A 24,647-nucleotide genomic window follows, 5' to 3' on the forward strand; every position below is an offset into this window, starting at 1 on the left:
GTATCCATGATGCAGGAGGTCAGCCGATCAGGGCGAGGCGGTGGGCGGCAGCGGCCGCCTCGCCCCGGGTGGAGACGCCCAGCTTGCCGAGGATGTTGGAGACATGGACGCTCACGGTCTTGGCCGAGATGAACAACTCGGCGGCGATCTCGCGGTTGGACCGTCCCTGGGCGACCAGCCGGAGCACCTCCAGTTCGCGCGGGGTCAGCAGCTGCTCCCCGCTCCCCGTCCGGTCGGTGAGGGAGATCCCCACCCGGCGGGCGAGCGAGGAGATCTCGCCCGCCAGTGGCCGGGCGGAGATCGCCACGGCGATCGGATGGGCGGTGCGCAGCCGGTCGGCGGCACCGTCGCGATCGCCTGCACCGGCCGCCGCCCGTCCGGCGTGCAGCAGTGACCTCGCCTGCGGGAGGGGACGGCCCAGTCGTTCCCAGACCGTGGCCGCGGCGTCGTGGTCGCGGGCGACACCGAGCCGGTAGGCCTCGGAGACGGGGCTGTCCACGGTCATCGCGGCCGCCGCCTCCTCGACGCGGGCGCGCAGCGCCGCCACCCGTTCGGGGGCGAACGCCCCGATCGTCTCGCAGACCCCTCCGAGCAGGTCGAGCATCCGCCAGCCCAGCATGGGCTTGCTCATGATCCGTGCCTCCCGGGCCACCCGCTCGGCGACCTCCAGCGCGGCCAGCGGCTCCCCGTCGAGCATGTGCAGGCCGATCAGGAGCCGGGAGTTGGTGGTCAGCTCCTGGGTGAACTCCTCCGAGGCGGCGTCGAAGGCGCCCACCTCGTTCAGGACGGACCTGAGCACGTCCGTCTCGCCCCGGGCGAGCGCCACGTCGGCGCGGATCCGCCGCAGGTGGTGGCGGGTACGCAGGATGGGGTCCATGCCCAGGGCCTGCTCGGCCAGCTGGGCCGCCTCCTCGAACCTGCCCAGCGCGTCCAGCGCCTCGGCCCGGTTGTTGGCGATGAACGTGCCCTGGACCCGGTAGAGGCCGTACTTCCTGGCCAGTCGCTCCCCTTCGAGCGCCAGCTCGATCGCCTCGGTGGAGCGGCCCATGTTGTTCAGCGCGTCCACGTTGTTGGCGAGGGCGCGCAACACGCTGCCGCCGGAGCCGACGCGCTCGCCGATCGCCTGCGCTCTCGCGTTGAGCCGGGCCATGGCGTCGATGCGTCCCGCGATCGAGTCGCCCAGCGCGAGGTTGAGCAGCAGCTCGGCCTCCAGGGGCTCCTCGCCGTACTCGCGCACGATCCGCAGCGCCTCCTCGGTGAGCGCCGTCCCCTCGTCCAGCTCGCCGCTGAACATCAGGTACGAACCCAGCTTGGACAGCACCTCGGCGCGGTCCAGCCCCGGTTCGGGGACCAGCCGCTCGGCGTAGCGGAGATCGTCGAGCACCCCCGGCTTCCGTTTGGCCTTCTTGAACTGCGACCTCCGTACCAGCAGGTCCGCCACCCGCGCGGGCTCGGTCCGCTCGTCGAGCTCGTCCAGTGCGGCCTTGACGAACTTGCTGCCCCTGTCGACCTCCCCGCACGCGCTCGCGGCCTCCGAGGCGCGCTCCAGGACCGTGGTGTGGTCGACACCGATGCGTTCGGCGGCGTCGGGGACCTTGCTCCACAGCGTGAGCACCCGCTCAAGCAGCTGCATCATCTCCTTGTAGGCGAAGGTCTTCGCGGCCTTGCCCGCAGCCTCCCAGGCGGAGATGAGGGCCCAGAGGTCGTTTCTGGCGGCGTGCCAGTGGTGGGCGATCTCGATGGCGGCCCGGCCGGGCGGGACGAGCGCGCGGTCGTTGCCGATCTCCTCGGCGAAGCGGGCGTGCAGCCGTACGTGCTCACCCGGCAGGAGCTCGTCGTGCACGGCCTCGCGGATCAGCGCGTGCCGGAAGACATAGGCGTGGCCGTCGGTGACCTGCAGCACGTTGGCCGCGATCGCGGTGCGCAGCGCGTCGTCGAGGTCGACGTCGGACAGGCCGCTGACCGCGGCGAGCAGGGCGTGGCCCACCCGGATGCCGCCGGCCGCGGCGATGCGCAGCACCCGCTGGGTCTCCTCGGGGAGACGCTCGACGGAGCCGATGATCAGGTCGTGCAGGGAGTCGGGGAAGGTGCAGTCGCCACCGCACTCCATCAGCGCCTCGACGAAGAGCGGGATGCCCTCGCTGCGCTGGAAAACCCTGTTCACCTGGGCGAGCTCGGGTGCGGTGCCGAGGATGCCGGCCATCTGGGCCGCCACCTCCGGCAGGGTGAGCCGGGGCAGGTCCATCCGGAGGACCCCGTCCAGCCGGCCGAGCTCGGCGAGCACCGGCCTGAGCGGGTGCTGGCGGTGGAGCTCGTCGGAGCGGTAGGTGAGGACCATCAGCACGGGTGCGGCGCGAAGGTTCCGGCTGAGGAAGGCGATCAGGTCGCGGCTGGAGCTGTCGGCCCAGTGGACGTCCTCGATGAGGAGGATCACCGGCCGGCTCTCGGCGAGCCTTTCCAACAGGGTGAGAACCTGCTCGAAGAGCCGAGCCCGGGCGGTGTCGCTCTCCGTGTCGCCGCTCGGCTCGCCGAACTCGGGCAGTAGCCGGGCCAGGTCGCGTGCCCCTCCCTCGGGGAGCAGCGCCGCGACCTCCTCGGCACCGCACTCGCGGACGAGCTGGCGGATCGCCGCGGTGAACGGCGCGTAGGCGAGGCCCTCGGTCGACAGCTCCACGCAGCCCCCGTTAAGCACGTGGGCACTGTCGGCCGAGGCCCGTTCCGCGAAACACCCGATCAGCCGTGACTTGCCGACGCCGGCCTCGCCGCCGAGCAGCACCGTCGTCGCCGCGTTCTTCCGTGTCTGTTCGAATGCCTCGGTCAGATCCGCAAGCTCCGTCTCCCGTCCTACAAAGACGGGGCTTACCGCCCGACCCACCATGTCTGCCAGCATGTCATGCCTTACAGGTAGCACTCTCCTTATTTTTCGCTCGGTGAAATCGATCTTCTACGGGGGCAGAGAGGCCCGGCCGGACAGGGGGCGGCCGGGCTCTCGGGACGTGGTCATGCCGGAATGATCTTGCCGAGGAGGCCCCTGCGGCGCTTGCCGCCCGAGCGGGCCTTCCTGGCCTGCTGAGCCTCGCGGGCGAGGCGGTGGCTGTCGGCCTGCTCGCGGAGCTCGATGGTCCTCTGGGTGATCATCTGGAGCTGAAGCTCGGGACCCATGGGGGTTCCTTCCTGGTGTGGCGCTTTCCTTACACACTCAAGATTCGCCCTAAGGCCCCCGGTTTCACATCGGGAGGATGTCCTATATCCGGGCCGCTCCGCGCCCCACCCCATACCTAGAGTCTGTTTCGGCCACCGCGGATCGCGCCTGCCACCTCGCCCGGTAGGCCCTGAGTGTCCCGGCCGGAGAAGGCCGTCGAGCGGCGCCGATCCGAGCCTGGCCTCCCTCACCCTGCTCGCGTTCGCCGTGGGCGTGCTCGCCGGGGAGGTGGTTCCAGGTGCTGTCCGGCAATCCGGTGGAGTGATCCACCGGTGGGGAGGCTCCGGATTTCCGGCCGCCTCATCCGCGAACGGTGCCGTGTCGCCGGGCCCCCGCACGACACGGAGAGCCCGGACCCGGCGGATGTTGACGAAAACCGACGGGAGGGCTGTGCAAGGTCCAGTTTGGAACTAATCACACCAGTGGGCATCCTGGAGAGGTGTCAACTATGACTACCTCGCTCGCGGACGTGGCCACGTCCAACGCCACGCTGCGAACCTTCCTGCACGGCCTGCCCGGTGTCGACCGCGTGGGCGCCGACCAGCGCGCCGCGATGCTCGGCACCCGATCCATCAAGACGACCGCCAAGGCCCAGGCCATCGATCTCGCCATCGGCATGGTGGACCTGACGACCCTGGAGGGAGCCGACACCCCGGGTAAGGTCCGCGCGATGTGCGCCAAGGCCCTCCACCCCGACCCGGCCGACCCCTCGGTACCCAGGGTGGCCGCGGTATGCGTCTATCCCGACCTGGTCGCCGAAGCCGCGGCGGCGCTGAAGGGCACCGGTGTCAAGGTGGCCAGCGTCGCGACCGCCTTCCCCAGCGGACGCTCCTCGCTCGACGTCAAGGTCGCCGACACCGTCTTCGCGGTGGCGGCCGGAGCCGACGAGATCGACATGGTCATCGACAGGGGCGCGTTCCTCGCGGGTGACTACGTCAAGGTCTTCGAGGAGATCGTCGCGATCAAGGCCGCCTGCGGCGCCGCTCACCTGAAGGTGATCCTGGAGACCGGAGAGCTGTCCACGTACGACAACGTGCGCCGCGCGTCCTGGCTGGCCATGCTGGCCGGGGGCGACTTCATCAAGACCTCCACCGGAAAGGTGCAGCCCGCCGCGACCCTTCCGGTGACGCTGATCATGCTGGAGGCGGTCCGCGACTTCCTGGCCGTGACCGGCCGGAAGGTCGGGGTGAAGCCCGCGGGCGGCATCCGGACCACCAAGGACGCGATCAAGATGCTCGTCCTGGTCAACGAGACCGTCGGCGAGGGCTGGCTCAGCCCCGACTGGTTCCGGCTCGGCGCCTCCACACTCCTCAACGACCTGCTGATGCAGCGCCAGAAGATGGCCACCGGCAGGTACGCGGGTCCCGACTACTTCACCCTCGACTAAGGCGTTCACATGTTTGAGTACGCACCGGCGCCCGAGTCGCGTGACGTCGTCGACATCAGGCCGTCCTACGGCCTGTTCATCGACGGTGAGTGGGTCGACTCCCAGGGCGGGGATCTTCACAAGACCGTCAACCCGGCGTCCGAGGAGGTCCTGGCGGAGGTCGCCTGGGCGACGGAGGCCGATGTCGATCGGGCGGTCTCGGCCGCCCGCAAGGCGTTCGGCGTCTGGTCGGCGCTGCCCGGCTCGGAAAGGGCCAAGTACCTCTTCAGGATCGCGCGGATCATCCAGGAGCGCTCGCGCGAGCTGGCCGTCCTGGAGTCCCTGGACAACGGCAAGCCCATCCGCGAGTCCCGCGACGTGGACCTGCCCCTGGTGGCGGCCCACTTCTTCTACTACGCAGGCTGGGCGGACAAGCTGGGATACGCCGGGTACGGCCCCGGTCCGCGCCCGCTCGGGGTGGCCGGCCAGGTCATCCCGTGGAACTTCCCGCTGCTCATGCTCGCATGGAAGATCGCCCCTGCCCTGGCCTGCGGTAACACCGTGGTCCTCAAGCCCGCCGAGACCACCCCGCTGACCGCGCTGCTGTTCGCGGAGATCTGCGCGCAGGCCGACCTGCCGCCCGGCGTGGTCAACATCGTGACCGGTGCCGGACAGACCGGCGCCGCCCTGGTCAACCACCCCGACGTCGACAAGGTGGCCTTCACCGGCTCCACCGAGGTCGGCCGCCAGATCGCCAGGTCGGTCGCGGGCTCCGGTAAGAAGGTCACCCTGGAGCTCGGCGGCAAGGCCGCGAACATCGTGTTCGAGGACGCCGCGCTGGACCAGGCGGTCGAGGGCATCGTCAACGGGATCTTCTTCAACCAGGGCCACGTCTGCTGTGCGGGCTCCCGGCTGCTGGTGCAGGAGTCGATCGAGACGGAACTGCTCGACGCGCTGAAGCGGCGGCTCGGCACGCTCAGGCTGGGCGACCCGCTGGACAAGAACACCGACATCGGCGCGATCAACTCCGCGGCCCAGCTCGCCAGGATCCGCGAGCTGTCGGACCTGGGGGAGGCGGAGGGCGCCGAGCGCTGGTCCCCGGCCTGCTCGCTGCCCGACAAGGGGTTCTGGTTCCCGCCGACCATCTTCACCGGTGTCGCCCAGTCACACCGGATCGCCCGCGAGGAGGTCTTCGGCCCCGTGCTGTCCGTGCTGACCTTCCGCACCCCGGCCGAGGCGGTGGAGAAGGCCAACAACACCCCGTTCGGCCTCTCGGCGGGCGTGTGGACGGAGAAGGGTTCGCGCATCCTGTGGATGGCGAGCAGGCTCCGCGCCGGCGTCGTCTGGGCCAACACCTTCAACCGGTTCGACCCCACCTCGCCGTTCGGCGGCTACAAGGAGTCGGGATACGGGCGAGAGGGCGGACGGCACGGGCTGGAGGCGTACCTCGATGTGTGAGCATCAGCGCCTCAGGCGCCGTCGCCGCCGTGCCCAGAGCGCCCGGGGGTACGGCTTCGCCCGCGCCGGGCGGCCGGTGCTGCGCGGCTGGTTCGCCCACCGGTGCGGCGTGAGCCGCTGCGGTCAGGTCTTCGTGCCGGCCCGGCTGGCGCAGCAGGAGAGCTCGTGGAGAGGGCTGGGAAATGAGTAAGGCGGAGAAGCCGGGCCGGGCGCGGGCGACCAAGCAGGCCCCGGAGCAGACCACTGATCAGGCCCCGGGGCGGGCCACGGACCCCGGGGACGGACGTCAGCCCGCACGGCTCGCCGTGCGCAAGACGTACAAGCTGTACATCGGCGGGGCGTTCCCGCGCTCCGAGAGCGGAAGGTCCTACGCGGTGACCTCCTCCAGCGGCGACTTCCTCGCCAACGCCGCCAAGGCCTCCCGCAAGGACGCCCGCGACGCGGTGACGGCCGCGCGCAAGGCCTTCGGCGGCTGGTCGGGTGCCACCGCGTACAACCGGGGACAGGTCCTCTACCGCGTCGCCGAGATGCTGGAGAGTCGCCGGGCCCAGTTCATCGCCGAGCTGGCCGAGTCCGGGACGAAGAACGCGCGGGAGGTCGTGGACGCGAGCGTCGACCGGCTGGTCTGGTACGCCGGATGGTCGGACAAGATCGCCGCGGTCGCCGGGTCCGCCAACCCCGTCGCCGGTCCCTACTTCAACATCTCCTCGCCGGAGCCGACCGGCGTGGTCGCGGTGGTCGCCCCCGACAAGCCGCTGCTCGGGCTCGTCTCGGTGATCGCCCCGGTGATCGTCACGGGCAACACCTGCGTGGTGATCGCGAGCGAGCGCGCCCCGCTGCCCGCGATCACCCTGGCCGAGGTGCTCGCCACCTCGGACCTGCCCGGTGGGGTGGTCAACATCCTCACCGGCTCCGTCGCCGAGATCGCTCCCCATCTGGCCGCGCACATGGACGTCAACGCCCTCGACCTGGCCGGGGTCACCGACAGGGCCGTGGCGGTCGCGTGCGAGGAGGCGGCGGCGGAGAACCTCAAGCGGGTCCTCCGTCCCGCCGAGACCGACTGGTTCGCAGACCCGGGCACCGGGCGGATGACCGCCTTCCTGGAGACCAAGACGGTCTGGCACCCCACCGGCGTCTGACCCGTACGGGGCCGCCCGCGCGGGGTCTCTCCCGCAGGCGGCCCCGGCGCCGCGCCGGCCGGTTGCCCGGCGCGCCGGTAGGCGGCGGCCAGACGGAAAGCCGATCAGGCGGGCAGAGCGTGGCGGGTCCAGGGGCGGGCGGTCTCCAGCTGGCCGGCCAGGGCCAGGAGCTGCGCCTCACCCCCCGGGGCGGCGACGAGCTGGACGCCGATCGGCATGCCGCTGGAGTGCCGGCCGTACGGGACGGTCATGGCGGGCCAGCCGGCCATGTTCCAGGCCGCGGTGGCGGGCGCGTACGTCAGGTTGGCGCGGGCGTTCGCCAGGAGCCCGCGCCGGCCCCAGCGCTCGGCGGCCGGTGGCAGGGCGGCGAGCGTCGGCGTGACGAGCACGTCGGCGTTGCCGAACCACTGGTCGGCGCCGTACGCGCGCCAGCGGTCACGGCCCGTCGTACCGTCCGCCCCGAACCTGGCGAGCAGCCGTCCGGCTCTCGCCAGGGCCCTGGTGCGCCGTTCGAGACGGCGCGGGTCGAGACCGGCCACGTCGCCCCTGGCGCACCCGAACCAGGTGGCGACAGCGGCCGCACCGACCTCGAAGGGCATCCGCTGGGGGTGCTCCACCACGGTGTGCCCCGCCGCGCCCAGGACCTCCGCCGCCCCGGTCACCGCCCGCTGGAACTCGGCGTCCACCGAGAGCCCGGAGGGCAGCGGCATCGGCGCGACCGAGATCCGCAGCCTCAGCGGTTCCGACAGGGTCAGCCCGCCCGGGTAGTCGTCGATGGCGCTGTCCACGCCGAGTGTCTCGCTCTCGCCGGGCGTCGCCAGTGACATGTCATCCGCCATGACGGCCAGGGCCAGGGCGAGATCGGCCACGGTCGTGGCCAGCGGGCCGTTCTCCGACATCCCGTACCAGTCGTGCTCGGGCGGCGGGACCACCCCGTGACCCGGCTTGATCGAGACCAGGCCGCAGCAGGCGGCCGGGATGCGCAGCGAGCCCAGCCCGTCGTTGCCGTGGGCCAGCGGGACCATGCCCGCCGCCACGGCGGCGGCGCTCCCGCCCGACGACCCGCCGGGGGTGCGCCCGAGGTCCCACGGGTTGCGCGTCACGCCGTACACGCTGTCGGAGAATCCGACCAGGCAGAGCTCCGGCACGTTGGTGATGCCGACGACCACCGCGCCCGCGGCCCTGAGCCTGGCCACCACGGGATGGTCCTCGTCCGCGGGCGTGTCCGGCGTCGCCGCGGAACCGTTGCGGGACGCCTCGCCCCTGATCGGCACATTGTCCTTGATCGCGATCGGCACCCCGGCGAGCGGCAGCCCGGACAGGTCCGCCCGCTCCTGTAGTGCCCGTGCCTCGGCCAGCGCCCGCTCGGCGAGGACCGTGCGGAACGCCCCGACGCGCCCGTCACGCTCGGCGATGGCGTCGAGGTGCTCCTCGACGACCATGGGCGCGGTGACCTTCCCCCGTCGCACGGCCTCCGCGATCTCCACTGCGGAACTTCCCACCCACGACATGAACCGAGTGTGGTCCGGCGAGTCCGTCAGGGGAAGCGTCCCACGTCTCAATCAGATGACTTGTCCGGCTCATCGGTGTTATTCCGCTCGCCCCGCCGGGGCTCGCGACCCGCCGCCTTGAGTGCCAGGCGGAGCGCGTACTCCAGCTGGGCGTTGACACTTCGCAGGTCGTCGGCCGCCCACTTGGCGATCACCTCGTAGACGGCCGGGTCGAGTCTCAGCAGGATCTTCTTGCGCTCAGCCATAGAGGCTGCCGGCGTTGACCACCGGCTGCGTCGCCTTGTCACCGCAGAGGACGACCAGCAGGTTGGAGACCATCTGCGCCTTGCGCTCCTCGTCGAGTTCCACCACCTCATCCTCCCGCAACTTGGTCAGCGCGAGCTGGACCATGCCGACCGCGCCGGCGACGATGTGGGTGCGCGCCGCGACCACCTGGGCGGCCTGCTGCCGGACCAGCATCGCCTGGGCGATCTCCGGAGCGTAGGCGAGGTGGGTGATCCGCGCCTCCAGCACCTCCACCCCGGCGAGCTGGGTGCGGTCGCTCAGCTCGGTGGTGAGCTCGGCGGCCACCTCGGCGCCGTCGCGCAGGCTGGTGCGGCCCTCCTCGTGGGCGTCGTACGGGTGGCTGGTGGCCAGGTGCCTGACGGCGGCCTCGGACTGGATCGCCACATACTGCTCGTAGTCGTCCACGGAGAACGTCGCCTTGGCGGTGTCGGCGACCTTGTAGACGACGACGGCGGCGATCTCCACGGGGTTGCCGTCGGCGTCGTTCACCTTGAGCTTGGTCGTCTCGAAGTTGCGCACCCGGAGGGTGACGCGCTCCTTGCTGGTGAACGGCAGCACCCACTGGAACCCGGCCTGGTTCACCGTCCCGATGTAGCGGCCGAAGAACTGCACGACCTTCGCCTCGTTCGGGTTGATCACCGTGAACCCGGTGGCCATGATCGCCGCGACGATCCCCCACCCGATCGCCGCGGCGATCAGCTGCGTTTCCCCCGCCGTCCACCCGGCCCAGGCCAGGACGGCTCCGAGCGCCAGGAGCCCGATCAGGACACCGAATCCGCCGATCCGGAAAGCACGTCGTTCCATGTACGCCACCTTTGCTATCGAAGTGATATCACTACGATAGCTCACAAAAGCCGGCCGCGCGCCGGGTGAGATGAGGTTTCCGGCCTTGCCGCCGGGCGTGCCGGGCGCGATCGCCTGGCCGGTTATGGGAGGTGAGGTTTCCGGCCCTACCGCCGGGTGTGCCGGGCATGGCTCCCGGGCCGGCAGGGGAGGTGGGCGGAGCCCGGAGTCAGCGCCGTGTCAGCGCCGTGTCAGCGCCGTGGGTTGGTGCGGCGGGTGGCGGTGGCCGACATGGGGTCGTCCGGCCAGGGATGCCGGGGATAGCGGCCGCGGAGCTCGGCGCGGACCGCGCGGTAGCCCTCGCGCCAGAACGAGGCCAGGTCGGCGGTGACCGCGGCCGGACGGCCCGCGGGGGAGAGCAGGTGGATCACCAGCGGGACTCCCGCGACGCGCGGGGTCTCGGCCCAGCCGAACAGCTCCTGCAGCTTGGCCGCCAGCACCGGCTGCTCGCCCGAGTAGTCGATCCTGATCCGCGACCCGCTCGGCACCTCGACCCGTTCCGGGGCCGTCTCCGCCAGCCGGGCGTTCCACGGGACCAGGCGGTGCAGCGCGGAGACCACGTCGAGGCGCTCCAGGTCGGACCGGCGGCGGGCCCGCGACAGCTCGGGCTCCAGCCAGCGGTCGGCCGCCTCGATCAGCGCGTCGTCGTCCGTCGCGGGCCAGGGGTCGCCGAGCGTGCGCCGGCAGAAGGCCAGGCGCTCGCGCAGGGCCACGGCCTCGGGCGTCCAGCGCAGGATCGACAGACCTTCGGCGCGCAGACCCTCCAGGACGGCGGGTCGTACGTCGGCGCCGCGGAGCGCGCTGTCGGCCAGCTCGATCGCGCCCAGCCGTTCCACCCGGCGAGCCGACACATCGCCACGCCGCTCTCCCGGCGGTACGCGCCAGATGATCTCCTCGTCGGAGCCGTACAGGGGAGCCGCGGCGAGCCTGGCGATCTCCTCGTCGATCACCACCGCCTGCCTGATCCTGGCGGACGCCACCCCGGCGGGCCGGTCCGCGACCGCGACGGCCAGCCACTCCGCCGTCCCCAGCCGCGACCCGCGTGGCAACTCGGCGGCCGTTCCCGAGGCCATCAGGTACGACCCGCCCCGCCGCCGCGCCACCCGCTCGGGATAGGCCAGCGCCACGACGATCCCGGCCACGGCATCGTCGTCCCAGGCCGTCTCGTCTTTCTTCGCCGTCCTGCCGCCCCGGGGCGTGACGTCGGCGGACAGTGGTCGTCCCTGACGCCGGTCGGGGCCGGGGACGGCGCGAGCCAGGCGCCCGGCCTCCTGACGCCACCGGGCGGAGAAGCCGTCCCCGCCCCGGCGCGCGGCGCGCCAGACCGCCACCAGGTCGTCACCCGCGTCCCGGGGCAACTGCTCCGACAGCAGCGCCACGACCTCGGCGACCCGGGACCTCGCGTTGTTCCCGGTGCCGGTCCCGGGGCCGGTCAGGGGATCGGTCCCGGCATCGATCAGGGCCCGTGCCAGGCGCGGATGGACCCCGGCCCCGGCCATCCGCCGTCCCCGCTCGGTCACCCGGCCCATGGTGAGACCCGGCGCGCCAGGGGAGTCCAGGGCGCCCAGGGCGTGCAGGGTGCGGCGGGCGGCATCCATCGCGGCGGCCGGGGGCGGGTCGAGCAGGGCCAGGCCGGTGGCGGCGGGGTCGCCCCAGCAGGCGGCCTGGAGGGCGAAGCCGGTCAGGTCGGCGAGCGCGATCTCGGGCCGCGCGTGCTCGGGCAGCCGCTCGTGCTCGGCCCGCGACCAGCAGCGGTAGACCACGCCCGGTGCCTCGCGGCCCGCCCGCCCCGCCCGCTGGGTGGCCGAGGCCCGGGACGCGCGGACCGTGGTGAGCGAGCCGAGGCCGCGGGCGTGGTCGGTACGGGGCTCCCTGGCCAGGCCGGAGTCGACCACCACCCGTACGCCGGGCACGGTCAGGCTCGACTCGGCGACCGAGGTGGCGAGAACCACCCTGCGCCCCTCGCCCGGGGAGAGAACCGCGTCCTGGACCCGGGCCGGGGCCTGGCCGTGCACCTGGAGGACGTCGACGCCGGGAAGCATCGCGGCCACCCGGCCGATCTCGCCGACGCCCGGCAGGAAGCAGAGCACGTCCCCCTCGTGCTCGGCCAGCGCACGCCGTACGACGGCTGCGACATGGGCCAGGAACGCCGGGTCCACCCGCATGCCGTGGGGCGGCGCGACCTTCCCTGAGGGCGGGGCCCAGACGGGCGTGACGGGATGCGCGGTGCCGGCCGCGTGCACGATCGGCGCGGGGTCGCCCGAGCCGAGGAGGCGGGCCCAGGGGGCGGCGTCGGCGGTGGCGGAGGTGGCGACGATCCGCAGGTCGGGGCGGAGCGTGGCGCGGACGTCGAGCAGGAAGGCCAGCGCGGTGTCGGCATCCAGGTGGCGCTCGTGGCACTCGTCCAGCAGGACCGTGTCCACGCCTTCGAGGTCGGGGTCGCGCTGGAGTCGCTGGAGGAGGACCCCCGTGGTGACGACCTCGACGACGGTCCTCGCACCGGCCCTGCGCTCGCCGCGGACGGAGAACCCGACCTCCGCGCCCACCTCCGACTCCAGCAGCCATGCCATCCGCCTGGCCGCCGCCCGTACCGCCATCCGCCTCGGCTCGGCCACGATCACCCGCTTCGCCGCCGGGCCGTCGAGGAGCCCGGCCAGCGCGAGCGGGACGAGCGTGGTCTTGCCGGTGCCCGGGGGCGCGGTGAGCACGGCGACGCCCCGCTCACCCAGCGCCGCGAGCAACTCGGGCAGGGCATGGCGGACGGGCAGGCCGGACCAGTCGGAACGCACCCGTCCAGTGTCCACGAGCCCGTCCCGCCACGAGACGCGCCCCCGGCACGCGCTGTCGCCTTCCGCCGGCGAAGTCAGCCGGGCGGGGCATGTCCCGCCGCCGGTGCGATCCACAACACGGGGGCGAAGAGGCGCGTGAGGGCGAGCGGCCAAGCGCACACCACGGGGGCCGGCATGATCTGTCAGCTCGGGTCGTCGAGCCGGGGCTCCTCGTGCGAGACGCCCTTGAGCTCGTGAAAGCCCGGCGTCCCCGCCACCAGCAGCGTCCCGTCCCACAGGCGGCCCGCCCGCTCTCCCGTGGGAATCCGGGAGATCACCGGGCCGAAGAACACCACGCGCTCGCCACCGGTGGCGGGGCCGGTGGCGGCGACCACCGGGGTGCCGACGTGTTCGCCGATCAGGCCGATGCCCTCGGCATGGGAGGCCCGCACCGCCTCGTCGTAGGCCGTCGACATCCCGGCTCCGGCCAGCTCCGCCGGCAGTCCCGCGGCGGCCAGGGCGGCGTCGAGAGCACCGGCCCAGTCCGCCCCACGTGCGCGCCCGGCGGTCCACATCGCGGTGTACAGCCTGCCGAGCGCCTGCTGCCCGTACTCCTGTCGTACGGCGGCGCAGACGCGTACGGGCACCCACAGGTAGCCCTCGGTGTCGCCCTCCGGATCCTCGTCACGGTCCTCGTTGAGCACCGACAGGCTCATCACGTGCCAGCGCACCTCGACCGGCCGTACCTTCTCCACCTCCACCAGCCATCGTGAGGTGATCCAGGTGTACGGGCAGGAGGGGTCGAACCAGAAGTCCGCGATCGTCTTGTCCATCCTGCCCGTCCTTCCCGGCTCTCCGATCATCATCCCCGGTCGTGCCCGGGCAGCGTGCCACCTTCACCGGATCGCGCGTCACAACCGACCCGCACGGCCTTTCCCGCCCGCCATAAAAAGCGAACCGGGTTTGCTTTTGAACCTGGTTCAGTTTTATTGTGCTCGTATGGCGGGACTGCGGGAGCGGAAGAAGGAGCAGACGCAACGGCGGATCGCCGCGGTGGCGCTGCGGCTGTTCGCCGAGCGCGGCTTCGACGCGGTGACCGTCAACGAGATCGCCGAGGCCGCCGAGGTGGCGAAGGTGACGCTGTTCAAGTACTTCCCGACCAAGGAGTCGCTCGTCCTGCGGAGCGTGGGGCAGGAGGACCTGGCGGGGATCGTCACCGCGCGGCCCGCCGGGCAGTCGCCGCTGGAGGCCCTGCGGGCGCACTACCGCGCGTTCGCCGCCGAGCCGGCGACGGCCGTGGACAGGGACGCCCTGATCACCCAGATGCGGGTGATCTTCGCCAGTCCCGCGCTCAGCAGCGGTGCGAACGATCTGCTCCACGGGCAGCGCCAGGCGCTGGCGCTGGCGCTGGCCGAAGAGCACGACGAGTTGACGGCCGCTCTGATGGCCGCCCAGATCACCGCCTCCGTGCTGACCCTGCAGGAGAGGTTCTTCCGCCTCCTGGTCTCCGGCGCCTCGCCGGAAGAGGCGGGCCACGACCTGTGCGGAGACGTCGAACTCGCCTTCGACCTGCTGGAGTACGGCATCAACCGACAAGGGAGACAGTGACGTGCGCGCGCGAGGAATCAACTACGACACCGGGTTCCTTCCCGGTCGCGACAACAGCCGCAAGGTGTTCGACCCCGACGCCGTCCGGCATGACATGGGCGTCATCGCCGATGAGCTGCACTGCGACGCCGTACGGATCTCCGGTGGCGATCCCGCGCGGCTGAGCGTCGCCGCCGAGCACGCCGCCGCCGCGGGGCTGGAGATCTGGTTCGCCCCCTTCCCCGTCGACCTCCCGCCCGAGGCGATGCTCTCGACCTTCGCCGACTGCGCGGAGCGGGCCGAGGCCGTGCGAGGCGGCGGGGCCGAGGTGGTGTTCGTGACCGGATGCGAGATCAGCGGGTTCGGCGCCGGGTTCATCCCCGGCGCCACGTACCGCGATCGCCTGCAGACGATAAGCACCGCCGACATGGAGTGGTGGACCTCGCTCGGCCCCGTCCTGGAGCGGCTCAACGGTTTCCTGGCCGAGAGCGCGGACGTTGTCAGGACCCGTTTCGGCGGGCCCGTCACCTACGCGGCGGCCCCGTGGGAGTTCGTCGACTGGGCCCCGTTCGACATCATCGGCGCCGACGCCTACCGGGCCGCCTACAACGCCGCCACCTTCCAGGAGGAGCTGCGCGACAAGTTCAAGCACGGCAAACCGGTCGCGGTGACCGAGTTCGGCACCTGCGCCTACCTGGGGGCGGGCGAGCGCGGTGGCATGGCCTGGCAGCCGCCGGAGGGCGCCGTACGGGACGAGGGCGAGCAGGTGCGCTACTTCACCGAGCTGCTGGACGTCTTCGAGAAGGAGGGGGTGGACACCGCTCTCTGGTTCACCTTCGCGGGCTTCAGCCACATCGGGGACGGGGACATCGCCTCCTACGGCGTGGTCAGGATGCTCGACGAGAGGCGCTGGGCACCGAAGGAGGTGTTCCACACGATGGCGGCCAGATACGCCCGCGACCGAGCCGTCCGGCGAGATTCATGAGTCACCGGGGGGCAGGGAGGGGGCGGACGGTCTGAGCCGCCGGCGCCCCGCTCACCCAGCGCCGCGAGCAACTCGGGCAGGGCATGGCGGACGGGCAGGCCGGACCAGTCGGAACGCACCCGCCCAGTGTCCACGAGCCCGCCTCCGCACGAGACAGGCCCTCGCGTGAGCGACAACCCGGGCGCCTGGACCGAGCCTCGCCGGGCATCGGTCCTGAGGTCAATGCAACAGGTAGCCGATGAGCGGGCCGATCATGACGCTTTGGCGCCGTCGGGGTCCCTGGGGGTCCTCAGCCTGCTAGTGGCAGCGGCGAGTTGGCCGAGTCGAGGTGCTCGACAGTGGTGAAGACGAGAACGTCGTCGCCGGCGTTCTCGATGTCGTGCAGGAGGAACTCTCCATCGCCGAAGGTGAAGTGTCGAGTCTCGCCGGCGTCGTAGGACACCTCGCGGGTAGTGCCGTCAGCGGTGTGCTGGCGGCTGCGGCCTGCGTTGACGGCGGTCCAGAAGTAGTCGAGGACGTGCCGGTGCGCGTGCCACCGCTCCCCGGGTTCGAGGTGGATCTCCCACACGCGGACGCGGCCGTTCTCGCTGAGTAGCCGCGAGCCGACGTGCGGGTCGTAGGCGTGGGTCTCGAACTCCTCGCGAAGCGCGTCGGACCACCCCTCGAAGTCCGTGGCGACGACGGTGCCCGCCAAGGGGGCGTCGGTCAGGAATGCCGGCGTGGTGGTCATTGGGGTTCCTCTCGTACGTCGTGGTCACTGGCCCGGGGCGTAGAGGCCGAATCGCAGGTCAGGATCGCCGGGCACCCAGGTGCAGTCGACCTGCGAGCGGGTGCCCATCTCTTTGACCCGGCGCAGCAGGCGCTGGCCGAGCTCGAGCTGGCCCGGCTCCCATTTCGCCAGAGCGGCGGGGATGGCGCCGTCGGCCTCGCTCAGGGCGTCGTACAGGGCCCAGGCGTTCGCGGCGGCCTTCGCCGTACCGGCCGCGGCGTGCGGGCGCGCGGCGCTGGCCGCGTCGCCGATCAGCGCCACCCGGCCGACGGCCATGTGCTCGGCGCCGACGTCGTAGACCGCCTGGAGGTAGGGCTGCTCGGTGCGCCGCACCACCTCGGCCGCGGCGGGCGCCAGCACCGTGTCGGCCACCTCACGCATCTCCTCGACGAACCGGTCCTGCACCTGGCCCGGATGCACCGACACCTTGCCGAGGAAGCCGCGTTTGTCGGTCATCAGCTCCTCAAGGTCGGCGCCCTCGGCGACGTTGCGGTACCAGACGTAGTTGAGCAGTCGGTTCCCCACCGTCAGCCCGCCCTCGTTCGAGGGGATCGGGTAGATGTTGATGTGGGTGTACGGCACCACGTTGAAGCTGATCGAGTCGTGCAGGAGCTCGAAGGTCTCGGGCGAGACCTCGGACTCCTGCACGGTGCCGCGCCAGCCGACGTAGCCGGAGTACTCCAGGACGCTGCCGGGTGAGATCCGGCTGCGGCTCGCGGAACCGATCCCGTCCGCGAACACCACGAGCTCCGCTCGCTCACGGCGCCCGGAAGCGAAACGGACCTCGACGCTGTCGCCGTCCTGGTCGAAGCCGGCGGCGTACTCCCCGAGGTGGTACCGCTCAGTGCCGAAGTCGGCCAGCAGGGCCCGGTAGAACGTGCCCCAGGACGTGTACCGCCACGGCGTGGGGTCGCGGTGCAGGACCTCGTTGCCGGCGCCGAGGTACTGGACGTACTGAGTCGCGGTGCTGACCTGCTCGGGGTGCTGCTCGCTGCACTCGGCGAACCAGCGCAGCGTGTCGGGCTGCAGCACGATGCCCCCGCCCCGGCCGTCCAGGCTGGTTGGCGTGCGCTCGAAGACGGTCACGTCGAAGCCCAGGCGACGCAGCAGCAGCGCGGACGTGAGGCCGCCGATCGAGCCGCCGACGACCAGTGCCCGCCGGCCGGAGTAGTGGGAGTGGCCGTTCGTTTCATGCATTGTTGTCGCTCCCGAGCTCGGGCAGGCCGAGGAAGCGGCGGGCGGCGGCCTCCATGGCCTCGGCGCCGATACCTTCCGAGACCGGCAGGTCCTGTGGGCAGTCCACGCCCATGTCGAAGGGGTAGTCGCTGCCGCACAACAGCCGGTCCGGGCCCGCCTTGGAGTGCAGCAGTCGCAGCGCCGGTCCGTCGTGGGTGAGCGTGTCGAACCACAGGTCGCGGAAGCCCTCGTGCGGCGTTCGGCCGGTGCCGGCGCCGACGTCCGCGCGTTGCTCCCAGCCGTGTCGCCACCGGCCCAGGAGCGCGGGCGCGCATCCTCCGCCGTGAACGAAGCAGATGCGCAGCGACGGAAGCGTCTCCGTGACTCCGCCGAGCACACAGGAGGCGACGGCCGTCGCCGTCTCGGTGGGGTTCCCGATCAGATTGGCGAGGTAGTACGACCCCCACTCCGGCCGCGGCAGCTGCATGGGGTGTACCAGAACGGCCAGGTCCAGCTCAGCGGCGATGCGGGCGACCTCGTGAAGCGGGCCTTCGTCGAAGGAGGTGGCGCCGACCAGCGGGGGAACCGCGACGCCGCGGACGACTGCCGACGCGGCGATCGCCTTCATCTCGGCCCGGGCCGCAGTCGGGTCGTGCAGGGAGACCAGGCCCAGGCCGAACAACCGGCCGTGGCTGTCGTGGCACAGGCGGGTCAGGGCCTCGTTGAAGCGGCCGACGTATTCGCCCACTCCGGGGTCCGGGACCACGGAAAACGCGAACGGCGGGGCAGACAGCACCCGGGCGCCCAGCCCGGCGCGGTCGGTCTCGGCGAGCACCCGGTCGGGGTCGCTCATCGCCGACGCCGCGATGCACAAAGGGATGTCGCCGAGGTACAGCTCTTCGCCTCGCGCGTTCAGCGGCGGGACCGGCGAGCCCGGCGGAAGGTCGAACAGCTCCTGGGGCAGCCAGTGGGCGTGGACGTCGATGACGCCCCGCCGCACCGCGGGGGCCGCAGCGCGGGATCGGCCGGTGTCGAGGGTCGTCACGCCGCCGCCTCCAGCGCCTCGAAGCGGGCGAGCACCTCGGCTTGGAGCATGGCGACGGCCGGGTCGGAGGCGCGGCGTGGACGGGGGAGGTCCACCTCGATGGTCTCGTGGATCCGGCCGCCCGGCGCCAGGACGACGATCCGGTCGGAGAGCTGGACCGCTTCGGTGACGTCGTGGGTGACGAACATGACCGTGCGCTGTGACTCGAGCCAGATGCGCTCCAGGTGTTCACGCAGGGAGCGTGAGGTCATCGCGTCGAGGTGGCTGAACGGCTCGTCCATGAGCAGGATGTCCGGCTCGACGGAGAAGGCCCGGGCGATGCCGATCCGTTGCTGCTGACCGCCGGAGAGCTGGGCCGGGTAGCGGTCGCCGAGGTGGCCGAGGCCGACGAGGTCGAGGTAGTGCTGGGCGCGCTGCTCCCAGCCGGAGCGGTCGCGCTGGACGAACCTGAGGTTCTGCGTGACGGTGCGCCAGGGCAGCAGCCGCGGGTCCTGGAACACGTAGCCGACCTTGGCGTCGTGGTCACCGGCGCGTAGGCGGACCGAGCCGCCGCTGAGGCTCTCGATTCCGGAGACGATGTTGAGCAGCGTCGTCTTGCCGCTGCCGGAGGGCCCGACGACGGAGACGAAGGTCTCGCCGCTGATGGACAGGTCGATCCCGTCGAGCACGCGCGTCTGCCTGCCCTGACGGTTCTGGTATTCCTTCACCAGGCCGTCGATTTCGATGGAGGCCATGAGTTTCCTTTCGAGAAGGGATACGCTGCTCAGGCGGTGCGCCAGCGGGTGACGAAGCGTTCGATCGGGCCGAGGATGATCTGGTCGGCGAGGACCAGGAAGACGATGAAGATGACGACCCAGGCGAGGAAGCCGTCGAGCTGGTTGGCGTCGTACCAGTAGCGGGAGCGCCAGCCGACGCCGGAGGTCGAGCCGAACCACTCCGCAAGGAGCAGGCCGTTCCAGGCGCTCATGATCGCAAAGCGCACCGCCGCGACCGTCGAGCCGGCGACCGCCGGAGCCACGATGTGACGAAGGACCTGGGGTCGGCCGACACCGAACGAGCGGGCCATGAGCACGAGGTCGGGGGGCACGGCCCGGACCGCCTTGGCGATGTTCACGACGACGAAGGGCAGGGCCGAGAGGAAGACCGTCGTGACCGGAGTGAGCCAGCCGAAGCCGAACCACATCGTGGTCAGGAGTGCCCAGATTATCGCCGGGGCGGCGAGCGCGGCCATGGTCAGGTCGGCCAGGGCGTACTCGGCGAACCGGGACAGACCCATCAGCACGCCCACGGCCGTTCCGACGATGAGCGCCGCGACGAGGCCCAGGGTGAAGCGGTTCATGCTCACGGCCAGGTTGGCCGACAGGTGACCGCCGGCCGCCTCGCCGACCAGCCGGCCGAATGCCTCGCCGATCGAGGGGACGCGGTGTCCGTACTCGGCCGCGAGTTGCCAGACGGCGAGCATGGAGAGCAGCGAGGTGGCGAGCGCGATCACGGAGGACGACGCTGAGCGTCCGCGTCGCGACCACAGGGATGCCGCCCGGTCGGCCGGCAAGGGACGCGGTGTCGCCTCCGGCGCGGTTGCGGTGGTCATGTGAGTTCCTTCCTCCAGGCGAACACCCGGGTCTCGACCCGGGCAAGGCCGCGCTCGATCAGCACCATCGCGATGACGAACAACATGGTCCAGGCGAGCATGTCGGCGACCTTGAACTCCTGGTAGGCGCGCCGGATCATGAAGCCGACTCCGTTGTTGGCGCCGAAGACCTCGGTGAGGGCCTCGACCTTCCAGGCCATGGCGAAGGCGTAGCGGACGCCCGCGAACACGAAGGCCGTGATGGCGGGCAGGTAGACGTGGCGCACCACGTCGACGGGCCGCCGATCGAAGGCCCGGCACATGCGGAGCAGCCCGCCGTCGACCGAACGGACGCCCTCGGCGACGTTGATCGCGATGAACGGGACGGCCACCAGGGCCGACACCACGATCGGCCCGGTGGCGCCCACGCCGAAGATGACCAGCCCGAAGACGGCGTAGGCGAGGCCGGGGACGTTGCCGAGCACGAACAGCGGCATCGAGAAGTACGTCGACATGAACCGGCTGCGGCCCATGACAAACCCGATCGGCAGACCGACGGCCAGCGCCAGCGCGAAGCCGATCCCGATCTTCACGATGCTCGCGGCGAAGTTGCTGAACGCCTCACCGGACACGATGAAGTCGGCGACGCGTCCGAAGACCTTGAACGGGGTGGGGAGGATGTTGTCATCGGTGATCCACGCGACCACGGCCCAGGTGGCGAGTGCCCCCAGCAGTGCGACCAGCGAGACGAGCCACCGCGAGGAGCCTCCGGCTCCGTCGGGTCGTGGACGCCGGCCGCGGATCCGCGCGTTCGGCGAGCTCTGGCCAGGCCGGATGATGGGCGGTTCGGTGGTAGCGGTCGGCGAAGTCACCGGCGGTCTCCTGCCGTGGGGAGGAATTTCGGGTTTTGCGCGTCGCCCTCGATGACACCGGTCTCGCGCATGAGGTCGAAGATCTTGCTCTCGTCGTCGGCCCACTGCTTGTCGAAACGGATGTCCTGGACCACCCAGTCGTGTTCGGCCACGTAGCTCTTCATGAACTCCACGTAACGGGGGGACTCGACGGCGAAGTGCTGCGGGTAGCGTTCGATGATCTCGTCGCGGTGCGCGCGCCACTCCTTGAGACCGCGCGACCACAGGTCCAAGAAGGCTTCGACCTCCCGGGGGTGCTCCTCGACCCAGTCCTTGCGGGCGACGAACACGTTGCCCATGGGACCGTCGTGGCCGGGTGCCTCCAGGTCGGCGAACAGCTCGGCAGACGACTTGCCGTCGTACAGCGCGCGGACGCCGCCTTCGCGCAGCTCGCGTGCGGAGAGGTCGGGATAACAGATGCAGGCATCGATCTCGCCGCGGGCGAGCAGGTTGGAGAGGTTCTGGATGTCGGCAACGACGATCTTGAAGTCGGACTTCTCTCCAGCGATGGTGAGCCCATGCATCTTCTCCATCAGCGCGTGCCACACCAGGGTCCCGGAGACCGAGGTGAACACGCCGAGCCGCTTGCCCTTGAGGTCTACGAGGGACTTCGCCGGGTCGTCGGCGCGTACCAACAGCCGGCTCCGCTCGGAGTTGTAGCGCCCAATGATCACCGTGTCCTGCTCGGTCTCCGCCTCAAGTCCCGGCACTTCGAAGGACGCCGAGGAGATGATGTCGGCGTGGCCGCCGGCGAAGAGCCCGAACTCGTCCCAGGTCGCCGAGGTTTCGAGGGAGATGCCGGTCTCCTTCTCGAAGTCCTCGATGATCCCCTCGTCGTGCAGGTAGTCCCAGATCGGGTCGGGGGCGAAGGTGAACCGAATGACACCATCGCGTGCCGCCCGGGAGGAGGCGGGACCGCCCAGACCCGCACCGCAGGCCGTCGAAACGAACATGACGCCGGCCATCAGGAGAGCTGCCAGTGCTCGGGTTCTGTATCTGTTCAACCGCACGGCTTTCCTACTCTGCTGTCGTGGCGCCGTGTGACGGCGGTCACCGGCCAGAACAACCATGCTCCAGCGGAAGCCACCTCCTCAATGTTCCAGCGTTCACACCTGAGGGCTTTATAGTGTGAGTTCGAACACGAGGGAGGCGCCTCGATCGTGGGACCACATCATGATGAACTGCGGCGCTGGCTGGCCGGGATCGCCGACATCGGCGCCGCCGTCAGCCGCCAGGAGCCACTCGGCGACCTCCTGAACCGGGTGGCCCGGACCGCGTGCTCACTCATGGGCTACGACTTCTGCGGCGTCTTCCTGCCCAACCCCGAGGGCACCGCGCTCGTCATCCGCGGCTACCACGGGCTCTCCCCCGAGTACGTCGACCTGGTCAACGCCGAACGCCCGATTCTGCTCAGCGCCGGACGGGAGGGCGAAGCACCCACCAGCCGGGCGTTCCGCACCGGCGACATCGTTGCCCTGGAGGACATCGGCCTCGAACCGCAGTTCGGCCCATGGGGCGGCGTCGCCCAGGAACAGGGCTACCGAGCACTGGTGTCCGTGCCGCTGCGCCGCGCCGGCACGGTTGTCGGCACCTTGAACTGCTACCGCCGGCAGCCCCACCACTTCGACGGCGCCGAACGCGAGCTCGTCGGCACCCTCGCGACCCAGGTCGCCATCGCACTGGTGACCGCCCAGCTGCAGGCCCGGGAGCGGGCGACCATCGGCGAGCTGCGCGAGCTCAACAGCTCCCTCTCCAAGCAGCACGCCATGCTTCGCCGCGCGGAGGAGATCCACGTCGAGCTCACTGCGATCGCCCTGCGCGGCGAGGGAATCGGCGGTGTCGTCACCGCGCTCGCGGACCTGCTCGGCTCCGACGTTCTCGCCGACGACGCCCACGGATCGGTACTGGCACGTAGCGACGGCCGACCGCTTGAGACCGACGCACCGCCACCGGCAGCTCTGGACCTCATCGACGGGTCGTTGGTGGAAACGGTGCTGGAGGGCGAGACCTTTGTCGTATCGGCGGTCCTGCTCGACGGCGAGGTCGTGGGACGGATCTGGGTCCGCCGGCCGCTGGCCTTCTTTACCGGACTCGACATCCGCGCCACCGAGCACGCATCGGTCGTCGCGGCCCTCGAACTGCTCCGGGAGCGCACCGCCGCGGACGTCGAGGGACGCCTGCGCGGCTCCCTGGTCGCCGACCTGCTCTCCGACGAGTCCCTCGACGTCGCCGCCGTCATCGAACGGGCGCGCCGCATGGGCCACGACCTCACCGGCCCGCACACCCTCAGCGCCATCGCGGTACGCGAGATCGACGGCGCCGCCGGACTCCCGGCCGCTGAACGCGCGCTCGCGACCACCACCCGCCTCCTCGCGGGTATGGACCCGCTCCCGCTCGCCGCCGCGCACCGGGGCCTGGTCGTCGTGCTCTGGCCCGACCAGATCGCATGGCGAGACGGCACGACGGATACGCCGCGCGAGGCGACCGAGCGGCTGGCCGACGCGCTCGCCAAAGCCCGCTCGGTGAAACAGGTGACCGCCGCCGTGGCGGCTCCGACGCCGACCCTGCCGGGACTTCGGACCGCCTTTCGGACGGCGCGAGGGGCACTGGAACTGGCCGCTGAGTCGTCGGACCCGGTCATCCTCCATCTCGCCGAGCTGACCGTCGACAACCTGCTGCTCCAGGTCAGCGACACCGACGGGCTACGCCAGTTCGCCCGGAGGGTGCTCGGACCGGTGCTCGACTACGACCGCGAGCGCTCGACCGACCTGGTGACCACCCTGCACGTCCTCTTGGAGAACGACATGGACAGGAAGGCGGCGGCCAGGGAATTGCACATTCACCCGAACACCGTGCTCCAGCGTATGCACCGAATCGAGGACCTGACCGCTCTGAAGCTCTCACGTCCGCGCGACCTTCTCGAGATCACGACCTCGTTGGCGGTCGCCCGAATCGCCGGCATGCGAGAGCCGCGTCTTGGCGGGTCCGGGAAGTGACGTGTCACAGTGGCGGGACCGCGCCGGATTCACAGCGGGACTCTAGGCCGACGGGTCGAGGACTCCGGTGCTCACCAGGGCGATGATGAGGACGCCGAGGGCGATCCGGTAGATCACGAAGCCGGTGAAGCGGTGGGTGCTGATGTACTTCAGGAACCACGAGACGGCCAGGTAGCCCACGATGAAGGAGATCACGGTGGCCAGGATCGTGGGCCCCCAGTCGGGGGCGCTGCCATCGCCGATCTTGAACAGCTCCAGGAAGCCCGAGCCGAGCACGGCCGGGATGGCCAGCAGGAAGGAGTACTTCGCGGCCTCCTCCCTGCGGTAGTCCAGCAGCAGCCCGGCGCTGATCGTGCCGCCGGAGCGGGAGACGCCGGGAACCAGGGCGAGCGACTGGGCGAAGCCGTAGATCAGGGCATGGGTGAAGCTGAGGTGCCGCTCCAGGGTGAGCTTGTTGCGGGCGGTGTGGTCGGCGAACCACAGCACCAGCCCGAAGACGATCAGGGTCGTGCCGATCAGGCGCAGGTCGCGGAAGACGCTCTCGATGGAGTCCTTGAAGAGCAGGCCGAGCACCACGATCGGAATGGTGCCCACGATGACGTACCAGCCCATCCGGGCGGAGTGGTGGCCGCGCAGGTCGGGTGTCCACAGGGACCGCGTCCAGGTGGAGATGATCTCCCAGATCTCCTTGCGGAAGTAGATCAGCACCGCGGCCTCGGTGCCGAGCTGGATGACCGCGGTGAACGCGGCTCCGGGGTCCTGCCAGCCGAAGAACGCCGAGACGACCCGGATGTGGGCGCTGGAGGAGATCGGTAGAAACTCCGTCAGTCCCTGAATCAGTCCGAGGACCACGGCTTCGAACCAGCTGATCACTTGAGCGCCTTTCGTACCAGCACGTGCGTAGCGTACGCGAGGCTAGCGCAGCGGCGGGCCGACTGTGACCCGGTCAATGGGCTGGGATGTGTCATCGGTCGCGAACCGGCCCCGGCCGCCGCCGGAGGGGCCGGCATGGTGACCGCGGAATATCGGAGCGGCA

22 protein-coding genes are annotated in these 24,647 nt (G+C 71.0%); 7 read left to right on the forward strand and 15 right to left on the reverse strand.

The genetic code is table 11. The annotated features are described in order from the left end of the window. Positions 1 to 19: 19 nt before the first annotated feature. The gene (locus ACWD3H_RS34450) at positions 20 to 2,878 is read right to left on the reverse strand and encodes a helix-turn-helix transcriptional regulator (RefSeq protein ID WP_451957959.1); all 2,859 of its coding nucleotides are present in this window, start codon (positions 2,876 to 2,878) and stop codon (positions 20 to 22) included. 122 nt (positions 2,879 to 3,000) lie between these two features. Beyond that, positions 3,001 to 3,162: a hypothetical protein gene (locus ACWD3H_RS34455; protein WP_451957960.1), complete on the reverse strand. Its 162-nt coding sequence runs from the start codon at positions 3,160 to 3,162 to the stop codon at positions 3,001 to 3,003. Positions 3,163 to 3,650: 488 nt separating this feature from the next. On the opposite strand from ACWD3H_RS34455, the gene deoC reads away from it, so the two are divergent. From deoC to ACWD3H_RS34475, 4 genes are read left to right on the forward strand one after another with little or no spacing between them, the layout of a single operon-like run. After that, the gene (gene deoC / locus ACWD3H_RS34460; protein ID WP_451957961.1) at positions 3,651 to 4,589 is read left to right on the forward strand and encodes a deoxyribose-phosphate aldolase; all 939 of its coding nucleotides are present in this window, start codon (positions 3,651 to 3,653) and stop codon (positions 4,587 to 4,589) included. A 9-nt stretch (positions 4,590 to 4,598) separates the two neighbouring features. Next, positions 4,599 to 6,026, forward strand: coding sequence for an aldehyde dehydrogenase family protein (locus ACWD3H_RS34465; RefSeq protein ID WP_355549567.1), 1,428 nt, complete (start codon positions 4,599 to 4,601; stop codon positions 6,024 to 6,026). After that, the gene (locus ACWD3H_RS34470) at positions 6,019 to 6,216 is read left to right on the forward strand and encodes a hypothetical protein (protein ID WP_355549569.1); all 198 of its coding nucleotides are present in this window, start codon (positions 6,019 to 6,021) and stop codon (positions 6,214 to 6,216) included. The genes ACWD3H_RS34465 and ACWD3H_RS34470 overlap by 8 nt, the downstream gene beginning before the upstream one ends. Continuing rightward, the gene (locus tag ACWD3H_RS34475) at positions 6,209 to 7,165 is read left to right on the forward strand and encodes an aldehyde dehydrogenase family protein (protein WP_355549571.1); all 957 of its coding nucleotides are present in this window, start codon (positions 6,209 to 6,211) and stop codon (positions 7,163 to 7,165) included. The genes ACWD3H_RS34470 and ACWD3H_RS34475 overlap by 8 nt, the downstream gene beginning before the upstream one ends. A 104-nt stretch (positions 7,166 to 7,269) precedes the next feature. On the opposite strand, the gene ACWD3H_RS34480 is transcribed toward ACWD3H_RS34475, so the two are convergent. The 5 genes from ACWD3H_RS34480 to ACWD3H_RS34500 all read right to left on the reverse strand — a co-directional run bounded on the left by ACWD3H_RS34480 (position 7,270) and on the right by ACWD3H_RS34500 (position 13,405). Continuing rightward, the gene (locus ACWD3H_RS34480) at positions 7,270 to 8,676 is read right to left on the reverse strand and encodes an amidase (RefSeq protein ID WP_451957962.1); all 1,407 of its coding nucleotides are present in this window, start codon (positions 8,674 to 8,676) and stop codon (positions 7,270 to 7,272) included. Between the two features lie 47 nt (positions 8,677 to 8,723). Then, positions 8,724 to 8,921 (reverse strand): hypothetical protein, encoded by a 198-nt coding sequence (locus ACWD3H_RS34485; protein ID WP_326635151.1) that lies wholly within the window; start codon positions 8,919 to 8,921, stop codon positions 8,724 to 8,726. Next, positions 8,914 to 9,765 carry an SPFH domain-containing protein gene (locus tag ACWD3H_RS34490; protein ID WP_355549576.1) on the reverse strand — a complete coding sequence of 284 codons (852 nt, stop codon included), beginning with the start codon at positions 9,763 to 9,765 and terminating at the stop codon, positions 8,914 to 8,916. The genes ACWD3H_RS34485 and ACWD3H_RS34490 overlap by 8 nt, the downstream gene beginning before the upstream one ends. 230 nt (positions 9,766 to 9,995) lie before the next feature. Next, entirely contained in the window at positions 9,996 to 12,593 is a 2,598-nt protein-coding gene (gene hrpB, locus ACWD3H_RS34495) for an ATP-dependent helicase HrpB (protein ID WP_451957963.1), read from the reverse strand. Between the two features lie 182 nt (positions 12,594 to 12,775). Next, positions 12,776 to 13,405, reverse strand: coding sequence for a DsbA family protein (locus ACWD3H_RS34500; protein ID WP_451957964.1), 630 nt, complete (start codon positions 13,403 to 13,405; stop codon positions 12,776 to 12,778). Between the two features lie 166 nt (positions 13,406 to 13,571). On the opposite strand from ACWD3H_RS34500, the gene ACWD3H_RS34505 reads away from it, so the two are divergent. Together ACWD3H_RS34505 and ACWD3H_RS34510 are read left to right on the forward strand one after the other, a co-directional pair. Next, positions 13,572 to 14,180, forward strand: coding sequence for a TetR family transcriptional regulator (locus ACWD3H_RS34505; protein ID WP_451957965.1), 609 nt, complete (start codon positions 13,572 to 13,574; stop codon positions 14,178 to 14,180). 1 nt (position 14,181) lies between these two features. Beyond that, complete coding sequence (locus ACWD3H_RS34510) at positions 14,182 to 15,144, forward strand: hypothetical protein (RefSeq protein WP_451957966.1); 963 nt, start codon at positions 14,182 to 14,184, stop codon at positions 15,142 to 15,144. 289 nt (positions 15,145 to 15,433) lie between these two features. Here the strand turns inward: ACWD3H_RS34510 and ACWD3H_RS34515 are convergent, their stop codons facing one another. Genes ACWD3H_RS34515 through ACWD3H_RS34545 form a run of 7 tightly spaced genes read right to left on the reverse strand, consistent with a single transcriptional unit; the run spans position 15,434 to position 21,568 of the window. Next, entirely contained in the window at positions 15,434 to 15,874 is a 441-nt protein-coding gene (locus ACWD3H_RS34515; protein WP_451957967.1) for a hypothetical protein, read from the reverse strand. Positions 15,875 to 15,898: 24 nt separating this feature from the next. Next, complete coding sequence (locus ACWD3H_RS34520) at positions 15,899 to 17,110, reverse strand: FAD binding domain-containing protein (RefSeq protein ID WP_451957968.1); 1,212 nt, start codon at positions 17,108 to 17,110, stop codon at positions 15,899 to 15,901. After that, positions 17,103 to 18,134, reverse strand: coding sequence for an amidohydrolase family protein (locus tag ACWD3H_RS34525; protein ID WP_451957969.1), 1,032 nt, complete (start codon positions 18,132 to 18,134; stop codon positions 17,103 to 17,105). Before ACWD3H_RS34525 ends, ACWD3H_RS34520 begins: the two co-directional genes overlap by 8 nt. Beyond that, positions 18,131 to 18,868, reverse strand: coding sequence for an ABC transporter ATP-binding protein (locus ACWD3H_RS34530; RefSeq protein WP_355549591.1), 738 nt, complete (start codon positions 18,866 to 18,868; stop codon positions 18,131 to 18,133). Before ACWD3H_RS34530 ends, ACWD3H_RS34525 begins: the two co-directional genes overlap by 4 nt. Before the next feature lie 29 nt (positions 18,869 to 18,897). Then, positions 18,898 to 19,725: an ABC transporter permease gene (locus tag ACWD3H_RS34535; RefSeq protein WP_355549593.1), complete on the reverse strand. Its 828-nt coding sequence runs from the start codon at positions 19,723 to 19,725 to the stop codon at positions 18,898 to 18,900. Then, positions 19,722 to 20,576 (reverse strand): ABC transporter permease, encoded by an 855-nt coding sequence (locus ACWD3H_RS34540; RefSeq protein ID WP_355549595.1) that lies wholly within the window; start codon positions 20,574 to 20,576, stop codon positions 19,722 to 19,724. The genes ACWD3H_RS34535 and ACWD3H_RS34540 overlap by 4 nt, the downstream gene beginning before the upstream one ends. Then, entirely contained in the window at positions 20,573 to 21,568 is a 996-nt protein-coding gene (locus ACWD3H_RS34545; protein ID WP_451957970.1) for an ABC transporter substrate-binding protein, read from the reverse strand. The genes ACWD3H_RS34540 and ACWD3H_RS34545 overlap by 4 nt, the downstream gene beginning before the upstream one ends. Positions 21,569 to 21,775: 207 nt before the next feature. Between ACWD3H_RS34545 and ACWD3H_RS34550 the strand changes: the two genes are divergently transcribed. Continuing rightward, positions 21,776 to 23,611, forward strand: coding sequence for a helix-turn-helix domain-containing protein (locus tag ACWD3H_RS34550; RefSeq protein ID WP_451957971.1), 1,836 nt, complete (start codon positions 21,776 to 21,778; stop codon positions 23,609 to 23,611). A 42-nt stretch (positions 23,612 to 23,653) separates the two neighbouring features. On the opposite strand, the gene ACWD3H_RS34555 is transcribed toward ACWD3H_RS34550, so the two are convergent. After that, positions 23,654 to 24,484, reverse strand: coding sequence for an undecaprenyl-diphosphate phosphatase (locus ACWD3H_RS34555; RefSeq protein ID WP_350917956.1), 831 nt, complete (start codon positions 24,482 to 24,484; stop codon positions 23,654 to 23,656). Positions 24,485 to 24,647: the final 163 nt, after the last annotated feature.

The sequence above is a fragment of the Streptosporangium sp. NPDC002607 genome (assembly GCF_053592655.1).

What these genes read in the sequence shown, in the direction of transcription:
- ACWD3H_RS34485 (WP_326635151.1), bottom strand. Translation starts at nt 8,921, where the DNA reads ATGGCTGAGCGCAAGAAGATCCTGCTGAGACTCGACCCGGCCGTCTAC.
- ACWD3H_RS34500 (WP_451957964.1), bottom strand. Translation starts at nt 13,405, where the DNA reads ATGGACAAGACGATCGCGGACTTCTGGTTCGACCCCTCCTGCCCGTAC.
- ACWD3H_RS34450 (WP_451957959.1), bottom strand. Translation starts at nt 2,878, where the DNA reads ATGGTGGGTCGGGCGGTAAGCCCCGTCTTTGTAGGACGGGAGACGGAG.
- ACWD3H_RS34545 (WP_451957970.1), bottom strand. Translation starts at nt 21,568, where the DNA reads ATGTTCGTTTCGACGGCCTGCGGTGCGGGTCTGGGCGGTCCCGCCTCC.
- ACWD3H_RS34515 (WP_451957967.1), bottom strand. Translation starts at nt 15,874, where the DNA reads ATGACCACCACGCCGGCATTCCTGACCGACGCCCCCTTGGCGGGCACC.
- ACWD3H_RS34455 (WP_451957960.1), bottom strand. Translation starts at nt 3,162, where the DNA reads ATGGGTCCCGAGCTTCAGCTCCAGATGATCACCCAGAGGACCATCGAG.
- deoC (WP_451957961.1), top strand. Translation starts at nt 3,651, where the DNA reads ATGACTACCTCGCTCGCGGACGTGGCCACGTCCAACGCCACGCTGCGA.
- ACWD3H_RS34465 (WP_355549567.1), top strand. Translation starts at nt 4,599, where the DNA reads ATGTTTGAGTACGCACCGGCGCCCGAGTCGCGTGACGTCGTCGACATC.
- ACWD3H_RS34530 (WP_355549591.1), bottom strand. Translation starts at nt 18,868, where the DNA reads ATGGCCTCCATCGAAATCGACGGCCTGGTGAAGGAATACCAGAACCGT.
- ACWD3H_RS34470 (WP_355549569.1), top strand. Translation starts at nt 6,019, where the DNA reads ATGTGTGAGCATCAGCGCCTCAGGCGCCGTCGCCGCCGTGCCCAGAGC.
- ACWD3H_RS34490 (WP_355549576.1), bottom strand. Translation starts at nt 9,765, where the DNA reads ATGGAACGACGTGCTTTCCGGATCGGCGGATTCGGTGTCCTGATCGGG.
- ACWD3H_RS34505 (WP_451957965.1), top strand. Translation starts at nt 13,572, where the DNA reads ATGGCGGGACTGCGGGAGCGGAAGAAGGAGCAGACGCAACGGCGGATC.
- ACWD3H_RS34535 (WP_355549593.1), bottom strand. Translation starts at nt 19,725, where the DNA reads ATGACCACCGCAACCGCGCCGGAGGCGACACCGCGTCCCTTGCCGGCC.
- ACWD3H_RS34520 (WP_451957968.1), bottom strand. Translation starts at nt 17,110, where the DNA reads ATGCATGAAACGAACGGCCACTCCCACTACTCCGGCCGGCGGGCACTG.
- ACWD3H_RS34475 (WP_355549571.1), top strand. Translation starts at nt 6,209, where the DNA reads ATGAGTAAGGCGGAGAAGCCGGGCCGGGCGCGGGCGACCAAGCAGGCC.
- ACWD3H_RS34480 (WP_451957962.1), bottom strand. Translation starts at nt 8,676, where the DNA reads ATGTCGTGGGTGGGAAGTTCCGCAGTGGAGATCGCGGAGGCCGTGCGA.